Origin of the sequence: Halocynthiibacter sp., from assembly GCF_049608145.1 — a bacterium.
In the GTDB taxonomy this organism is placed as follows: domain Bacteria; phylum Pseudomonadota; class Alphaproteobacteria; order Rhodobacterales; family Rhodobacteraceae; genus Halocynthiibacter.
In genome coordinates this window covers 1-16,406 of sequence record NZ_JBMYXF010000009.1, presented here as the reverse complement: position 1 = coordinate 16,406, position 16,406 = coordinate 1, and the positions used below count along the sequence as shown (strand labels likewise).

The window sequence follows — 16,406 nt, the reverse complement described above, 5'->3', positions numbered from 1 at the left end:
AGCGCAAATTGCCTTTTATCCGACTTACCGAATGACGCGGCCCACTGCAAGCTTTGCCCGTCGCACCAAGCAAGGATAAGCGGATGACCGACAGCATTGATCAGCCAGTTTTCAGCCAGCGTTACGAAACCCGGTCCCTGAAAAGCAGCCGCGACACGGAATTTGACCTGCGCCCTGACGCCCAGGCCTGCGAAGCCATTGCCGAAGCCCTTGGCCTGCTAAAGCTAACGAAACTGCGGTTTTCCGGGAAAATCAGCGCATCGGGCAAACGCGACTGGAAAGTAACCGGACGTTTTGGTGCAACCGTTGAACAGGCCTGTATTTCCACGCTGGCCCCTGTGCGCAGCCGGATTGACGAGAACGTGACACGCAAATTCATCGCGGAGCTGCCCGAATATGAAGAAGGCAGTGAAATTGAAATGGAATCAGATGAAAACGCAGATCCGCTGTCTGACGCCATTGATGTCGGTGAAATCTTAACCGAAGCCCTGACGCTTGCCCTGCCCCTGTATCCCCGGGCTGAAGGAAATGAAGATGCCCCAGCGGCCGCACAGGCAGCCCCAAAAGGCGTTACACCACTGACAGATGCGGATATGAACCCGTTTTCTGCGCTTGAAGGGCTTAAAAACAAGCTTGAGAGCAAACAATCCGACACAGAATGAAGCAGGAATTGCGCAATCTGTGAAAAAAGCCGCTGAATTGCAGATGTTTTCTGTCTATAAGGGGTTGCGCTGCGGGGAAATCTCTCTATGTTCCCGGCTTCATTTCAGGGTTTCCTTCACGGAAAATTCGTGTAGAAGCCACATCTGAAATACCAGTTAAAACAGGGGCCTTCTGAACACGCCCCCCCAATCTGAGGTTGTGACATGGCTGTCCCAAAAAGTAAGATCACCCGTTCACGCCGGGGCCAACGCCGCTCCCATGATGCGCTTGTCGCAGGTAACCCGGCTGAATGCCCGAACTGTGGTGAGCTGAAACGCCCGCACCACGTTTGTGCGTCATGTGGCCAGTACGACGACCGTGAAGTCGTTGCACAAGCTGACGAAGTTGATCTTGACGGCGAAGACGCTGCATAAGATCTGAGATTGCGGGCGCGCTTTGTGTTGACAGGCGCGCCCTTTTCTCGTCCTCTGCCTACTGGAGCCCAGCAACCCCCGGAGCCTGTCTATGACGACCGTGACGTCCTCTCAGAAAACAGCAGATGAAACACCCGGAATTGTTGCTTCTGGTTCTCAGCGCATTGTTATTTCGGTCGACGCCATGGGCGGCGATTTGGGCCCTGCAGCGGTTGTTGCCGGTGTTGCCCTATCCGCAGAAAAGAATCCCAATATCGGTTTCATTCTGCATGGTGATGAACCTACCCTACAAAAATTACTGAAGAAACGACACAATCTGACTGATGTCGTGGAAATCCGTCACGCCGATGAAATCGTGACCATGGATGCCAAGCCCAGTCATGTGATGCGCAACGGCAAAAAGACCTCGATGTGGTCCACCGTAGATGCTGTTCGTAATGGCGAAGCCAGCGTTGCGGTATCTTGTGGCAACACCGGTGCGCTTATGGCCCTGTCTATGATCCGGCTGCGCAAGTTGCCCGGTGTCAATCGCCCAGCGATCGCCTGTCTCTGGCCTTCGAACAACCCCGGTGGTTTTAATGTGATGCTGGATGTGGGCGCAGATATCCGCGCCGATGAACAGGATCTTTTGCAATACGCCCTGATGGGGGCCTCTTATGCACGCAATGGTCTGGGCCTGAAACACCCGCGTATTGGCCTGTTGAATGTGGGCACCGAAGAACACAAAGGCCGCGCCGAGCTGAAAGACGCCCATGATCTGATCTCAGCCGCGGCGGACCAGGCCATGTTTGAATACGTTGGTTTTGTAGAAGGCGGCGATATTCCTTCGGATCGTGTGGATGTCATCGTAACCGATGGGTTTACCGGAAACATTGCGCTGAAAACAGGTGAAGGCACTGCGTCTTTCATCAGCAGTTCACTGAAAAATGCCTTTAAGCATTCGCTTTTGTCACGGCTTGGCGCCCTGTTTGCACTGACATCCCTGAAACGGCTGACCAAGCGCATTGATCCACGTCGAGTGAATGGTGGCGTATTCCTGGGACTGAACGGAACAGTGGTGAAATCCCATGGATCCGCTGATTCAACAGGTGTTTCTGCCGCTATTAAGCTGGCCTTTACCTTGGGTGAGTCAGGCTTTTCTGAAAAACTGGCGGCGCGGGTTGCAACTGCAGCACAGTCACGCCAGAATGAAACACCTGCTGAAGCAACACCTAACAAAGATTCTGCGGCAGACGTAACCACAACAAAAAACGGTACATCCGAATGACAACAAGAGCCGTGGTCCGGGGCGTCGGGCATTACCTGCCAAAACGCGTCGTCGAAAATGCTGAATTTGAAGCAAGTCTGGACACCTCTGACGAATGGATCCGGTCCCGTTCCGGGATTGAACGCCGTCATTTTGCAGCCGAAGGCGAAACCACATCCCAACTGGCAACCATTGCAGCGCGCCATGCCCTGACAGATGCAGGCCTGAAAGCGGATGATATCGACGCGATTGTCGTTGCCACATCCACCCCTGATCTGACCTTCCCATCTGTTGCCACTATGGTTCAAAACGAACTGAACATGCAGCAAGGGTTCGCTTTTGATGTGCAGGCCGTCTGTGCCGGTTTCGTTTATGCTTTGACCAATGCCAACGCCTTGATCGTGTCCGGTCAGGCAGAACGTGTACTGGTTATTGGCGCGGAAACATTTTCACGCATTATGGATTGGACGGATCGTTCAACATGCGTGCTGTTTGGCGACGGTGCCGGTGCGCTTGTTCTGGAAGCACAGGACAGCAATGGCACATCGGGTGATCGAGGCATTCTGGCGTGTGATCTGAATTCAGACGGGCGTTTCCGCCAGATGTTGTATGTGGATGGTGGTGTATCTTCGACCGGGACATCCGGAAAACTGCGCATGCAGGGCAATCCCCTATTCCGGCAAGCTGTCGAGAAGCTAACGTCAACTGCGCATAAAGCCCTTGAGAAAGCCGGCGTGACCGAAGCCGATGTCGACTGGATTGTACCGCATCAGGCAAATATCCGTATCATTCAGGGCACCGCCAAAAAGATGGGCCTGCCCATGGATAAGGTCGTTGTTACGGTTCAGGATCACGGAAATACGTCTGCTGCATCGATTCCCTTAGCGCTCTCTGTTGGTCGTGACAAAGGTCAGATTAAGCAAGGCGACCTTCTGATTACCGAAGCAATCGGTGGCGGGCTGGCTTGGGGATCAGTCGCCTTAAGGTGGTAAAATGCCTTTCTTTCCACCCTTTGCGTAAATTTAGATCTCTAATCGTACCAAACTGACACAGAATTCCCCATAATGGTTTTTCAGCCTCTGTTGACTTTGAATTTTAGGCCGAACTAGAATGCGACAGAGAGAATAAGGTCACAAGGAAAAATCATGAGCACCAACACTTTGACACGTATGGATTTGAACGAAGCGGTATTTCGCGAAGTTGGTCTGTCACGTAATGAATCTGCAGATCTGGTCGAAACTGTGCTACAGAAGATCTCTGACGCTTTGGTTGAAGGTGAAAGCGTAAAAGTTTCATCTTTCGGCACTTTTTCAATTCGTGACAAATCTGCACGTATTGGTCGCAACCCAAAAACCGGCGAAGAAGTTCCAATTCTTCCACGTCGTGTCATGACTTTCCGCCCATCACACCTGATGAAAGACCGTGTGGAACAGGGCAACAAAGCCTGAAACGGATAAATGAATAATGGCTAAATCGCCCGGTGCTTTCCGCACAATCAGAGAGGTCGCAGAATGGCTGGAAACCCCGGCGCATGTTCTGAGATTCTGGGAAAGTAAATTCCGGCAGATTTCCCCTGTTAAACGTGCCGGTGGCCGCCGTTATTATCGCCCGGCAGATATGCTGTTGCTTGGTGGGATTAAAAAACTTTTGCATGAAGATGACCTGTCGATCAAAGAAGTCATCCGGAAGTTGCGAACAGATGGAATAAAATCTGTTCAGGCCCTGTCTCGTCCTCTTGAGGGTGAGACAGCCACCACCGCAGACAAGCCAGATATGGTTCCTGAAGAAAAAGCAACGGATACACCCGTTATTGCACCGACAGACCAAACGCCCCCTCTCTCACTTGGGGAACCCGTTATTCTGTCAGATACGCCTGAGCCGGCATTGACGCCCTCTGCTGATGTGCCATTGGCCGCGGATGAGCCAACGCCTTTACCGGCTGAAACACAACCGACAGCCCAGCCAGAAACAATCGTCAGCGCTGAAGAACCGATGACCACGCCACTTGACCTTGAGTTGCCAGCCGCAATCCCACCTGCGGAGGACGCTGCCCCCGTCGTTCCCAAACCTTCCATTCAGACACTGCCCGAAGATCCGGTTGCAGCGACACCGGATCTGTTTGCCGCATTGGATACCCCGGCCCAGGACATCCCGGAAACGACGCCTGAAGAAACATCCCAAAGCGTCGATGATGTGCCCGCGCACATAGAGGTTGAAGAACAGCCTGTTGCGGAGGTCAGCACTGAAGACACGGAAGCGCCCATCACGGATCTGCCTCAAACGGGCCCTGCTGACGAAACCCATGATGCAGCTCCTCTTGATGTATTGCCACAAGAGAGCGTCGCAGAGCTGGGTGAAACTGTTGAAATCATCGCGGAAGCGCAAACTGAGGCGGATCCGATTGAGATCGCACCTGAAACGGCACCCGCTGTTGATGCCCCAACTGTTACGCCTGTCGAAGTGCCTGTAGATCCCCTCTCTGAAGATATCATGTTGGCGAAATCCCCGGTGCTATCTATCCTGCTGGAAACATCCATGACCGATCTGATCGCGGCTCAACCGGCCCTTGAAGTTGCCACCCGTCGCCTAGAAGCTTTGCGGTCACGTATGATTGCCCGTTAATCGCGGAAACTTGTAAATTCGATCTTGCCCCTGTCATCAAAACCGCTATGAAAGGGCCAGTTCGGGCTATGGCGCAGCCTGGTAGCGCGTCCGTCTGGGGGACGGAAGGTCGCAGGTTCGAGTCCTGCTAGCCCGACCACCGAACAGAACCGCCCGCACCCTTGTGGTGACGGGCGGTTTGTTTATTCTGCATCTGATTCCGCCCGCATCAAGCGCCGGGCGGTGTCACATCTCAGGCTTTGCGCAACAGCGCAGTTTCAGAAAGGAATCGCCCATGGCTGCCCTCTCCCAGACTTCTGACGCGACAGGCGGCGGCATCGGCGTTTTGCCCGACAGCGAGATCAGCCAGATGATTGCAACCGGGCAAATTCGCAGCGATACCGATTTTGTTGACGGTCAGATTCAACCTGCCTCTCTGGATCTGCGTCTTGGTTTACGGGCCTGGCGTGTCCGCGCGTCCTTCTTGGCTGGTGCGGGAAATCGTGTGTCTGATCGCCTCGGCGAATTTGAGATGCATGAAATCACCCTTACCCCTGGCGTGGTTCTGGAAAAAGGCTGCGTCTATGTGGTGGAACTGATGGAGGGCCTGACCCTTCCGGATGATATTCAGGCCGTGACCAACGCAAAATCTTCAACCGGGCGACTGGATCTTCTGACACGGGTTGTTACGGACAGCGGTGAAGAATTTGATCGCATTCCCGCCGGCTATAACGGCCCCCTTTATGCAGAGATCTGTCCGCGCAGCTTTTCAGTTCTGGTAAGGCCCGGCATGCGACTGAACCAAATTCGGTTTCGGCGCGGTCAATCTATTCTGACGGATGCGGATCTGGACGCCTTGCACAAACAGGATCGTCTTGTTTCAGGCAATGCGCTGATCAGTGATGGGCTTGGCTTTTCTGTGGATCTAAAACCAGAAACCGGCAACCTTGTTGGCTTTCGGGCAAAACCGCATTCCGGCGTGATTGATTTGGACAACATCGCCCATTATGACCCGGCAGATTACTGGGAACCCATCCACACATCCGAGGGGCGGATCATTCTGGATCCTGGTGCCTTCTACATCCTTGTCAGCCGCGAAGCCGTGACCATTCCGCCAAACTGTGCCGCGGAAATGGCGCCTTATCTTGCCATGGTTGGTGAATTTCGCGTGCATTACGCGGGCTTTTTTGACCCGGGCTTTGGCCATGACAATGCAGGCGGTGCCGGATCGCGCGGCGTGCTGGAAGTGCGCTGTCACGAGGCCCCATTTGTGCTGGAACATGGGCAGGTTGTTGGCCGCTTGGTTTATGAGAAAATGGCATCTACCCCGGATCAGCTTTACGGTGCTGGCATTGCGTCAAACTATCAGGGGCAAGGTCTGAAACTTTCGAAACATTTCAAACCACTGGCTTAATATCCTCAGGTGAAACAGACTGTAGACAGTCCGTCACGCCTGCCTGAACCGGACGTTCCTGATGCGTGGTCAGCACCACATGGCTGCTGGTCGCGCGCACCTCGTTCAACGCATAAAGACGGGCCAGGAAACCTTCCAGTGCATTGGAACTTGCGACACGCACTTTCAACACAACGCTGATATCGCCCGTGACCGTGTGCACTTCCTCCACTTCAGGCAGCGCAGATATTTCCATCATCCCTGCCGTAATCCCCCAACCGGCCGTTGTCACATGCACAAAGGCCAGCAGAGGCTTGCCAATCCCCGGCCCGTCCAGCGCCACCTGAGTTGCTTTGATCAATCCGTTCGCGCGCAGACGTTTCACCCGTTCGTGCACCGCAGCCGCTGACAGGCCAATTTCCTCTGACAGGCTGGCAAAGCTTCGCCCTGCATTTTCCACCAGTGCGGCAGATATTTTTCGGTCAATACTATCAAACCGCCGTGCTGTTCCCTGGATCTGCTGAAGATTATCTGTTTTTTCAGTCATCGCGCCAATTCTCTCTTTCTCCGAACTTCATTCAATGATTAGTCCATATTACCATACAATATTCAGTAACAAATTGGGTGTGACATGCAACGATCCGCGATCTTTCTTCTGACTTTGACAGTCGGAATCGTAGGTTCCAATTCTCTGGTTCTGTCGCCGGTCGCTGCTGCAGTTGCCTCAGGCCTTGGCCTGAATGAAGCGGCAGATGTGTTATCTGCAATGGCACTATATGGTCTGGCTGTTGCGCTGTCGGCCGTTGTTCTGGCCCCATTGGTCGACCGGTTTGGCGCAGATAAAGCCTTGAAAGTCGCGCTTTTGGTCATGACTGCTGCACTTGGGGTCACGGGTATCGCCCCCAGTTTGAACATACTGATCGCAGCACAGGTCATTGCGGGCTTTGCTGCGGGTGTCGCCCTGCCCGCCACCTATGCCCTTGCGGCGCATCTTGCCCCCGCCGGCAAGGAATCGCAGGTCATCGGCCGGGTTTTAACAGGCTGGACTTTGTCCATGGCCGGAGGTGTCACCCTTTCGGCGTGGATTACCGATCTTGCCGGATGGCGTATGGTATATTTTCTACTGACGGCTGGTCTTGCCTGTACAACATTTGGCGTCACCCGTCTGCGCCTTGAAAGCCAACCGACCAGTGGGCGTGTGACATCGCCGTTGCGGGCCTTGAAACTGCCTGAAGTGCTTCCTGGATTGTTTGCTGTTCTGATGCTGGGGGGCGGGTTTTACGGGATCTACAACTATCTTGGCGCCCATCTGGAACGCAATCTTGGCCTGCAGGTCAGTGATGCCGCCTTGCTGACCCTCTCCTATGGTTTGGGTTTTGGGCTGTCTATGTTCCTTGATCCATGGCTGGACAAAGTCGGCCCACGACGCGGCCTGATCGTGGTTTTCACATGCCTGTCAGTGTTTTACGCAATATTCAGTGGCTTTGCTGATATCTACACAGGTCTGATGATTGGCGTGTTCTTCTGGGGTTTATTTCAGCACGCCGGCCTGACATTGACGGTTGGACGCCTGACAGCCATTGCACCGGATCAACGCGGCGCAATCCTTGGGTTGAACTCTGCGGTAATGTACCTCAGCGTCTTTGCCGCGACACTTGTATTTCGCCCAGGCTTTGAAGTTGCAGGGCTTACCGGCTGCATGTGGATTTCGGCTGTGCTGGCCCTTCTTGGCGCGGCGGAAGCAACGATTGCCCGCCTGCGCCAACGCAGAGAACCTATCCCCGCCTGAGCCGTATCAGAAGCGCATCATACGCATAAGGCGCTGCAGCATCCGGGCCGATTGCTGCATGTTACGGCCACTTGGGGCAGGTTTTTGTGCCCCGTTTTCATCTGTCTGAGATTTGTTCGACCGCATACGCCCGAACTGAGAAATCAATTGCGGCCCAAACCGCAACAACATTCTGAATAACATGTTTACATTCATAACCGGCTCCTTCCAGCGCAGCATAGCTTACATCGGAATTTTAAAAAAGTTCAGTCTGTTCGTCATCTTCATCGATCACTTCGCTGTCATCACCGATCGGACCAGGCATTAACCCAGGCGACGGGCGATTGTCCAGCAGACCCGCAGCACGCAATTCTTTCAGCCCCGGCAGATCCCGCGCGCCTTCTAGACCAAAATGATCAAGAAATTCCTGCGTCACCACAAAGGTAACCGGCCGCCCGGGTGTCATCCGGCGTCGGCCGATGCGGATCCATTCCATTTCAAGCAGTTGATCAATCGTCCCACGCGATACGGAAACACCACGGATTTCTTCAATCTCAGCCCGGGTGGTGGGTTGATGATACGCAATAATCGCCAAAGTTTCGACCGCAGCACGTGACAGTTTACGGGTTTCAACGATTTCCTTATGCATAAGAAATGCCAGATCCGGCGCGGTGCGGATCGCCCAGGCATCCCCTGCTTTGACCACACGAACGCCCCGCCCTTCATAGCGTTTGCGCAGATACGCAATTGCTTCGGCGGCATCACAGCCATGGGGCATGCGTGCCTCCATTTCTTTCAGAGACAGTGGTTCCGCAGAGGCGAACAACATCGCTTCGACCATACGTTCCTGTTCGGCAACCGGGGGCGCTTCAAACAGAGTTTTCTCTTTTTTACCAGTATGTTCTGGATGATCTACAATCTGTTCTTCAATCTCGCTCATCGGATCTCTTTCTGATCTGAATGGGCGAAAACATGTCACCCTGTCGCAATTCAATCTTACCTTCTTTCACCAGCTCCAGCGTTGCGGCAAACGTCGCGGCCGTGGCTGAACGCAATTTTTCCGGGTCCTCGGACCAGCCGCCCGGAAGATATGACACAAGTTCAGTCCAATCGCCGGTATAGCCAATCAACCCACGCAAACGTTCAAGCGCCTGTTCCATGGTGAAAACCGCATCACGGTCCATCACAAAGGGCCGAAAATCATCCCGGGTCCGCAGGCGGGCATATCCCTGCATCAGATCCAGAAGCGTCGCAGAATAGGCAACTTTGCGCACCCGTTCGACGGTTTCCACATTCCCCCGAACAAAAAAGTCGCGCCCTTTTTGATCACGCGCCATAAGACGTGCTGCTGCGGTGCGCATCGCTTCAAGGCGTTCCAGCTGAAAGGCAAGATGCGCTGCAAGTTCTTCACCGGATGGGCCTTCTTCGCCAGGGTCCGGGGGCAACAGCAAGCGTGATTTCAAAAACGCAAGCCAGGCCGCCATCACCAGGTAATCCGCGGCCAATTCGATCCGCAATTCTTTGGCCGTCTCGATAAATGCCAGATACTGATGGGCCAGTTCCAATACTGAAATCCGGCGTAGGTCCACTTTCTGCGTGCGTGACAATGTCAACAAAAGATCAAGCGGGCCTTCAAAACCTTCGACGTCTACAATCAACGCTTCCGCCGCAAGGCGGCGCGCGACACGTTCTGATGACGCCTGATCAAAAAGGGTCGCGGGTTCCTTCGCCATTAAGCAAACCTGAACAGTAAAAGTTAAAGAAGTGTTTTAAGCTCATCCATTGATGCTGAAATGTCAACGGCTGCCCCTTGCGAACGCAGAGCCATCGCTTGTTCTGCACGCTTATACGCCGCATCCCCCATAACACCTGCAACGCTGGCAATCTGTTGCATTTCCGGGCCATCCCCATTGCAATGCAGGATCACATCACAGCCCGCCGCAAGCGAGGCCGCAGAACGTTCACCAACGTCGCCTGATAGGGCGTTCATAGAAATATCGTCGGTCATCAGCAGGCCGGAAAAGCCAATATCATTGCGGATCAGATTGATCATCTCGCGCGATGTGGTCGCTGGTCCCTTTTGGTTCAGGGCCTCGTAAACGATATGGGCACTCATCCCTAGGGGAAGATCATTCAATGCCGTAAACGCAGCAAAATCATTGCTGCGCAATGCGGTGTCAGATGCGGAAACATTTGGCAGTTTATGATGACTGTCCAGCGTCGCACGGCCATGTCCAGGCATGTGTTTCATGACGGGCAAAGCCCCGGCATCAAGATGGGCTTGGGAAACGGAACGCGAGATTTTCACAACAGTTTCAAGATCTTCACCGTAACATCGGTTCAAAAGCACAGGGTGTGTATCCGCATGCGCAATATCAGCACAGGGCGCGCAATTCACATCAATGCCAACCGACAACAGTTCTGCAGCAATCACCTGGTATCTCAGATACATGGAACGTGCGGCCGCCTCGAGACCATGGTTTTGCGTGACCCGTCGCACCTGATCCAAAGGTGGCATCCAGCTGGACCAGTGCGGTTCCCCCATCCGTTCGACACGGCCACCTTCCTGATCAATCAAGATCATCGCATCACAACCGACGGCTTCACGCAGCTCAGATGTCAGACGACGGATCTGGTCAGGGTTTTCAAGATTACGGGAAAACAGAATAAAACCCAGCGGTGCTGAATCACGGAAAAAGGACGCCTCTGATTTGTTCAGAACCGCCCCTTCACATCCGAAAAAATACGCACCTGTCTTCACAGAAAGCGCCATCAGCGCACCACAACTGGGATGCAGACAGATGAACGGCTGATCAGCTCGGAACAGAACTGTCGTGCATCAGACATGGAAGAAAATCCAGTTGCCCGCAGGCGATAGAATTCACGTCCACCACGGCTGGATCCCTGTACAATTCGTTGTTTTCCTTCAAAGAAGGCGCTGTGGGTTGCGGCAAGCCGATCCCATTCAGCCCGGGCCACATCCGCATTGTCAAACGCCCCAAGCTGAACCAAGTTTGTACCAACGGTCAAAGTAGAAGGATCCACATCTACGCTGCTTGCAGCGGCAACCCGTGTGGCAACCGCAGCCTCGGCTGCAGCTTGCTGAACCGGTTGACGGTTGTAGGATGACAGATCCAATGCGGGGCGCAACACAGGCACTTTTGAAACGGATACACCCGGCACAGTGGCGGGAATGCGGCCTTCAACCGGTGCCGCCTGCCCGTCTGCCCCATTGACCTGAGCCACGGCAGAAGCAACCGCCAGTTGGATGTTATCATTCAAAGAATTTGCAGGCGTCTCAGCCGGGGCGGTAATACGCGCAACGGCCGGAACGATCTGTGAAACAGGTTGGTCATTTTCCAGCAAATCGATCGCAGGCGGTGCTAGGATCAAACGATCTGCCGCAGCGGTTGCTTCCCCATTTGCCTGAACTTCATTCACCGCAAGTCCCTGATGTTCAGCCTGACGTCCCCCCGGATTGTCCGGTTGTGTCCGGTGCGGACCATCCATCGCCTGCACCACAGGAATGCCGTTCACATCGCGCATCGCGATCTTGTAGCCCCAGACACCCACACCAATAACCATCGCCAAAGACAGTGCCGCGCCAAGGTAATAAACCGGCGAAGGCGCAACTGAATTTGCATGACTGGACGGGGGCAGACCCGCAGGCGGATATCCGGCCGCGGCATGGGGAGCCGGTCCGCGACCAACTGAGGCATGCGCCTGATGTTCCCCATAATAGGCCGCTTCCGGAGCATTTTCATAATAGACAGGTGCGGCCTGTTGATAGGCCTGATCTGTTTCATACTGGCCCTGCGCATAAGGATCTTGCGCCTGACGCTGCGCAGACACCACACGACGCGGCACAACTTTACGGCGCACGCCCTGATGGCCAGGATGATGTTGGAATGTACCTGCGGATTCCGGGTGCTCGTATCCCGCCATTGTCTTGCCTTTCTGTCCGCTTTTCGTCCCCGGTGTTGTCCCAGGTTAAACGAATACGGTATCTCTGCCTCAATTCTTCCGGCAGACAGCACAGCAAGACCTCATTGACGGGTCCGTATTAGCGCATTTCGTCGACCGGTTTGACGCCAAGAATACCAAGACCAGCAGAAATAACAACGGAAACTGCACGCGCCAGAGCGATTTTAGACTGCGACAGCGAAATGTTGCCTTCCTGCAAGGCCCGCAGCCCTTCGTCGTTTTTCCCCATGTGATACAATGCATGGAAATCTGAGGCGAGTTCATAGAGATAGAACGCCACACGATGTGGTTCGTTGATACGGGCAGCCGTTTCTACAAGACGTGGGAAAGATGCGATTTTCTTTGCAACGGCCAATTCGGCTTCGTGATCAAGTGCGGACAGATCCGCAGCCTGCAGCGCCGCATCATCCACAGGCACGCCTGCTTCAACGGCCTTTTTCAGCACCGAATTCACCCGCGCATGGGCATATTGCACATAGAACACGGGGTTGTCTTTGGATTGTTCCAGCACTTTGTCGAAATCAAAGTCCAGCGGTGCGTCGTTTTTACGGGTCAGCATCACAAAACGGGTTACATCCGGACCAACCTGATCGACCACATCGCGCAGGGTCACAAATGTCCCTGCTCGTTTGGACATTTTAAATGGCTCACCGTTTTTGAACAGTTTCACCAGCTGCGTCAGCTTGATATCAAGCGGCACCTTGCCACCAGACAGGGCAGAAACAGCCGCCTTCATCCGTTTCACATAGCCACCGTGATCGGCGCCGAATACGTCAATCAAAAGATCGAAACCACGTTCTACCTTGTTGTAATGATAGGCAATATCCGGCGCGAAATAGGTCCAAGATCCATCAGATTTCTTTACGGGACGATCGACATCATCGCCGTGTTCAGTGGACTTAAACAGGGTCTGTTCGCGTGGTTCCCAATCGTCGGGCTTTTTGCCTTTTGGCGGCTCAAGCACGCCTTCATAGATCAGACCGTCATTTTGCAAACGATCAATCGCGGCTTCGATCTGGCCGGTGCCGTAAAGGGATTTTTCAGAATAGAAAACATCCATCTCAACGCCAAGCGCCTTCAGGTCCGCGCGGATCAGATCCATCATGGCTTCGGTTGCGAATTCACGCGCGTCGTCCAGCCAGACAGATTCCGGCTGCCCAACCCATGCGTCACCCACTTTGTCTTTCAGCGCTTGACCAACAGGCACAAGGTAGTCGCCAGGATAGGTGCCATCTTCAAAGGCGACCTCCTGCCCATGGGCTTCGAGGTAGCGCAGATAGACAGAACGGGCGAGAACATTCACCTGCGCGCCGCCATCGTTAATGTAATATTCACGGGTCACGTCAAAGCCGGCAAAATCCAGCAAGGATGCAAGCGCATCGCCGAAAACAGCACCGCGGGTATGGCCCACATGCAAAGGCCCCGTCGGGTTCGCAGAGACATATTCGACGTTCACTTTCTGGTTCGCGCCCATGTCTGAGCGACCAAAATCAGTGCCTGTTTCCAGAACCTTACCCACCAACGCCTGCCAGATCGCCTGATCCAAACGCAGATTCAGAAAGCCCGGGCCTGCCACCTCAGCGGAGGTCACGCGCGGGTCTTCCGCAAGCTTCGCAGCCAAGGTTTCAGCAATGTCACGGGGTTTGGATTTCGCCGCCTTCGCCAGAACCATCGCCGCATTGGTCGCCATATCGCCATGGGCTGCATCGCGCGGGGGCTCTGCTGTTACATTGTCATACGACAGGCCAGCAGGCAGCGCACCCTCAGCAACCATTGCATCCAGGCAATCAATCACAAGCGCACGAATATCAGCAAAGAGGTTCATGTTAGGCGTCCTTTATCAGTTAGCCGTGGTTTAACATGTCAGGGCGTGGGGTCAATGTCGGTTGCCCCTCTAAAAGGTAGCTAACACTAGACGTTTCAGTTCTCGAAGGTAGCTTGCATTCGAGGCATGTCATGATCAAGCAACCATGATTTGTATTTTGCATACAGCACCTTAAGTTTGTCCTGATCCGTAGAAACGACGTCCATACCACGGTCATCATATGCGTGGAGTGCGATGCCGTGTTCAAAATCTACGACATAAATATCTGCCTTTGCAGATGGTTGAATTGCCATTTCTCGCCCCAAAGACAGCCAGATTATCTCGCGAAGTCTATTCTGATCATCCAGTTCAACGGCATCCCAATGACGGAATAGATCTGAACCAAAGCTTAACAGGTCCTCCTCGTCCCCCTGCGGACTAGCGCCTAGGTATTCAAATGAATTAGGAGCGATATCACATGCACCAAAAGTTTCTAAACGATTTTCATCAGGTTCCTTGTCACCGTATGAACTAGACAGAACCCATAATGACTTCGTGTTCCTGAAGAGCGTCGAGGAAATCGTATCAGCCCGCTCAAATGCCTGAATGAATTTTTTAAGAGGACGCGAACTCGGGACTTCATACCCCCCTAGCTCAAAACGAAGCCCAAATTCAAATTCATAGAACATAGCATGCGGAAATTCCTTACATGTAAATGCGCTTCCAAACTGCCCGATAATATCCGTCATTATAAGCATCCTAGTTTCAACCGAAACAGGGTCCATCCCCCGCTCCACAATGTTCTTATTCTATAAAGCGTTCATGTTCCTGCAAGGCAAAGCGATCCGTCATGCCAGAGACGTAATCTGCAACCAGACGGGCCAGCATCATCTTGTCTGCGGGATCTGAAATGTCCCGTTGCCAGTTATCAGGCAACTCCTGTGGATTTTCAAGGAAGTATGGGAACAGGTCTTTCACCACCTGCGTCACTTTTTTGCGCATCTCAACCACGCTTGGGGCCCGGTACATACGGGTGAACAGGAAATTGCGCACGATCTTTAGATCCTGAAACACGGCATCAGAAAACAAAACCATCCCCCTGCCCGCGTGGCGGATGTCTGCGACTGATTGTGGATTTAGTATCTTAATGTTTTCGCGTGCAACGTCGATCACGTCGCCCACCAGAACACCAAAGAAACGACGTAGGATTTCGTGGCGGCGGCGTTCTTGATCAAGATCGGGGTAAAGCGCATCCACCTCTTCGAAACAGGGTTTCAGCAGTGGAAGGTCAGCGATGTCATCCATCGTGAACAGCCCGGCGCGCAAACCATCCTGCAGGTCGTGGTGATTATAGGCAATGTCATCGGCAATGGCCGCCGCTTGGGCCTCGGCACTGGCCCATGTGCCCAGTTCCAGATCATGTAAACCGTTGTAATCGCTGAGCGCATAAGGCAGATCGCCTGTGACTGGCCCATTGTGCTTGGCGATGCCTTCCAAGCATTCCCATGTCAGATTCAGCCCGTCCCATTTCGCATAATGACGCTCCAAGGATGTGACAATCCGCAGGGCCTGGGCGTTGTGATCAAAACCACCGTAAGGGGCCATCATCTCTTCCATTGCATCTTCGCCGGTGTGGCCAAAGGGTGTGTGCCCCAGATCATGGGCAAGGGCGACGGCTTCGGTCAGTTCGGTGTTCAGGCCAAGTGCGCCTGCGATTGTGCGGGCCACCTGGGCGACCTCGATCGAATGTGTCAGGCGCGTGCGGTAATAATCGCCTTCATGTTCGACAAACACTTGGGTTTTATGTTTCAGTCGGCGGAAGGCCGATGCGTGAATAATCCGGTCGCGATCCCGTTGAAAACATGAACGAAATGCGCTTTCTTCTTCCGCGAACATTCGTCCGCGGCTTTGGGTCGGATGAGAAGCATATGGTTTTAATGTCATTTTGCCTGCTGTCGCCTGTTGTCGCCAGTTATCCACACCCTTATATTGTCTGTGTAACGAAAAGATACCGCGAACTGAGGCCCCCTATGTCCCTGACCCTACCCCCAAGCGTGACAAAACGCGCATTTGAGCGACTGGCCGAAATTAACGAGGCCTCTGATGCACCCCAGGCCCTGCGTGTGGCTGTGGAAGGTGGCGGTTGTTCGGGCTTTCAGTATGAGATTAAGCTGGATGTCGCATCTGACGATGATCTGGTTTTAGAAGGCGACGGTCAAAAAGTTGTAATAGATTCAATATCTTTGCCATTTCTGGCGAATGCTGTGATTGATTTCACGGATGAGCTGATCGGCGCGCGCTTTACGATTGAGAACCCAAACGCCACCAGCGCCTGTGGCTGTGGGACCAGCTTTTCTATGTAAGATTTTACAATTTACCAATGCAAAAGGCCCGGAGAATTCTCCGGGCCTTTGCGTTTCGTCGTGGTATTTTAACCTTTGACCTTACCGGTCGGATGCATCTTCAGATGCCAGCTGATTTGCGAACCATGCGGTTGCAACAGCGTTCGCGCCGCCTTTGGAGGACAGGGTTGC

At 53.6% G+C, this 16,406-nt stretch carries 17 protein-coding genes and 1 tRNA gene; 10 read left to right on the top strand and 8 right to left on the bottom strand.

Annotated elements, in window-relative coordinates; translation table 11 throughout:
• Positions 1 to 83: 83 nt before the first annotated feature.
• The 8 genes from ACPGUT_RS04655 to ACPGUT_RS04620 all read left to right on the top strand — a co-directional run bounded on the left by ACPGUT_RS04655 (position 84) and on the right by ACPGUT_RS04620 (position 6,337).
• A complete protein-coding gene (locus tag ACPGUT_RS04655) occupies positions 84 to 662 on the top strand; it encodes a YceD family protein (protein ID WP_423989152.1) in 579 nt (192 codons plus the stop codon).
• Between the two features lie 204 nt (positions 663 to 866).
• On the top strand, positions 867 to 1,076 hold the full coding sequence (gene rpmF / locus ACPGUT_RS04650) for a 50S ribosomal protein L32 (RefSeq protein ID WP_423989151.1): 210 nt from the start codon (positions 867 to 869) through the stop codon (positions 1,074 to 1,076).
• A 91-nt stretch (positions 1,077 to 1,167) separates the two neighbouring features.
• Entirely contained in the window at positions 1,168 to 2,343 is a 1,176-nt protein-coding gene (gene plsX, locus ACPGUT_RS04645) for a phosphate acyltransferase PlsX (RefSeq protein ID WP_423989150.1), read from the top strand.
• A complete protein-coding gene (locus ACPGUT_RS04640) occupies positions 2,340 to 3,314 on the top strand; it encodes a beta-ketoacyl-ACP synthase III (protein WP_423989149.1) in 975 nt (324 codons plus the stop codon). The genes plsX and ACPGUT_RS04640 overlap by 4 nt, the downstream gene beginning before the upstream one ends.
• 153 nt (positions 3,315 to 3,467) lie before the next feature.
• Positions 3,468 to 3,770: an integration host factor subunit alpha gene (ihfA, locus tag ACPGUT_RS04635; RefSeq protein WP_423989148.1), complete on the top strand. Its 303-nt coding sequence runs from the start codon at positions 3,468 to 3,470 to the stop codon at positions 3,768 to 3,770.
• Between the two features lie 16 nt (positions 3,771 to 3,786).
• Entirely contained in the window at positions 3,787 to 4,944 is a 1,158-nt protein-coding gene (locus tag ACPGUT_RS04630; protein ID WP_423989147.1) for a MerR family transcriptional regulator, read from the top strand.
• 62 nt (positions 4,945 to 5,006) lie between these two features.
• A tRNA-Pro gene (locus tag ACPGUT_RS04625) sits at positions 5,007 to 5,083 on the top strand.
• 135 nt (positions 5,084 to 5,218) lie between these two features.
• Positions 5,219 to 6,337: a 2'-deoxycytidine 5'-triphosphate deaminase gene (locus tag ACPGUT_RS04620; RefSeq protein ID WP_423989146.1), complete on the top strand. Its 1,119-nt coding sequence runs from the start codon at positions 5,219 to 5,221 to the stop codon at positions 6,335 to 6,337.
• Here ACPGUT_RS04620 and ACPGUT_RS04615 read toward each other — a convergent pair.
• Complete coding sequence (locus tag ACPGUT_RS04615) at positions 6,321 to 6,863, bottom strand: Lrp/AsnC family transcriptional regulator (protein ID WP_423989145.1); 543 nt, start codon at positions 6,861 to 6,863, stop codon at positions 6,321 to 6,323. The two genes, ACPGUT_RS04620 and ACPGUT_RS04615, sit on opposite strands and share 17 nt — an antisense overlap.
• A gap of 84 nt (positions 6,864 to 6,947) precedes the next feature.
• Here ACPGUT_RS04615 and ACPGUT_RS04610 point away from each other — a divergent pair, with 84 nt between their 5' ends.
• Positions 6,948 to 8,105 carry an MFS transporter gene (locus ACPGUT_RS04610; protein WP_423989144.1) on the top strand — a complete coding sequence of 386 codons (1,158 nt, stop codon included), beginning with the start codon at positions 6,948 to 6,950 and terminating at the stop codon, positions 8,103 to 8,105.
• A gap of 235 nt (positions 8,106 to 8,340) precedes the next feature.
• On the opposite strand, the gene scpB is transcribed toward ACPGUT_RS04610, so the two are convergent.
• The 7 genes from scpB to ACPGUT_RS04575 all read right to left on the bottom strand — a co-directional run bounded on the left by scpB (position 8,341) and on the right by ACPGUT_RS04575 (position 15,816).
• On the bottom strand, positions 8,341 to 9,024 hold the full coding sequence (gene scpB / locus ACPGUT_RS04605) for an SMC-Scp complex subunit ScpB (protein ID WP_423989143.1): 684 nt from the start codon (positions 9,022 to 9,024) through the stop codon (positions 8,341 to 8,343).
• Positions 9,011 to 9,817 (bottom strand): segregation and condensation protein A, encoded by an 807-nt coding sequence (locus ACPGUT_RS04600; protein WP_423989142.1) that lies wholly within the window; start codon positions 9,815 to 9,817, stop codon positions 9,011 to 9,013. Before ACPGUT_RS04600 ends, scpB begins: the two co-directional genes overlap by 14 nt.
• 23 nt (positions 9,818 to 9,840) lie before the next feature.
• Entirely contained in the window at positions 9,841 to 10,857 is a 1,017-nt protein-coding gene (locus ACPGUT_RS04595; protein WP_423989141.1) for a glycoside hydrolase family 3 N-terminal domain-containing protein, read from the bottom strand.
• Positions 10,857 to 12,029, bottom strand: coding sequence for an SPOR domain-containing protein (locus ACPGUT_RS04590; protein WP_423989140.1), 1,173 nt, complete (start codon positions 12,027 to 12,029; stop codon positions 10,857 to 10,859). The genes ACPGUT_RS04595 and ACPGUT_RS04590 overlap by 1 nt, the downstream gene beginning before the upstream one ends.
• 118 nt (positions 12,030 to 12,147) lie before the next feature.
• A complete protein-coding gene (gene argS, locus ACPGUT_RS04585; RefSeq protein ID WP_423989139.1) occupies positions 12,148 to 13,893 on the bottom strand; it encodes an arginine--tRNA ligase in 1,746 nt (581 codons plus the stop codon).
• Between the two features lie 95 nt (positions 13,894 to 13,988).
• Entirely contained in the window at positions 13,989 to 14,621 is a 633-nt protein-coding gene (locus tag ACPGUT_RS04580; RefSeq protein ID WP_423989138.1) for a DUF3885 domain-containing protein, read from the bottom strand.
• A 55-nt stretch (positions 14,622 to 14,676) separates the two neighbouring features.
• Positions 14,677 to 15,816 (bottom strand): deoxyguanosinetriphosphate triphosphohydrolase, encoded by a 1,140-nt coding sequence (locus ACPGUT_RS04575; RefSeq protein WP_423989137.1) that lies wholly within the window; start codon positions 15,814 to 15,816, stop codon positions 14,677 to 14,679.
• Positions 15,817 to 15,908: 92 nt separating this feature from the next.
• On the opposite strand from ACPGUT_RS04575, the gene ACPGUT_RS04570 reads away from it, so the two are divergent.
• Positions 15,909 to 16,235, top strand: a complete 327-nt coding sequence (locus tag ACPGUT_RS04570; RefSeq protein ID WP_423989218.1) for a HesB/IscA family protein — start codon at positions 15,909 to 15,911, stop codon at positions 16,233 to 16,235.
• Positions 16,236 to 16,406: the final 171 nt, after the last annotated feature.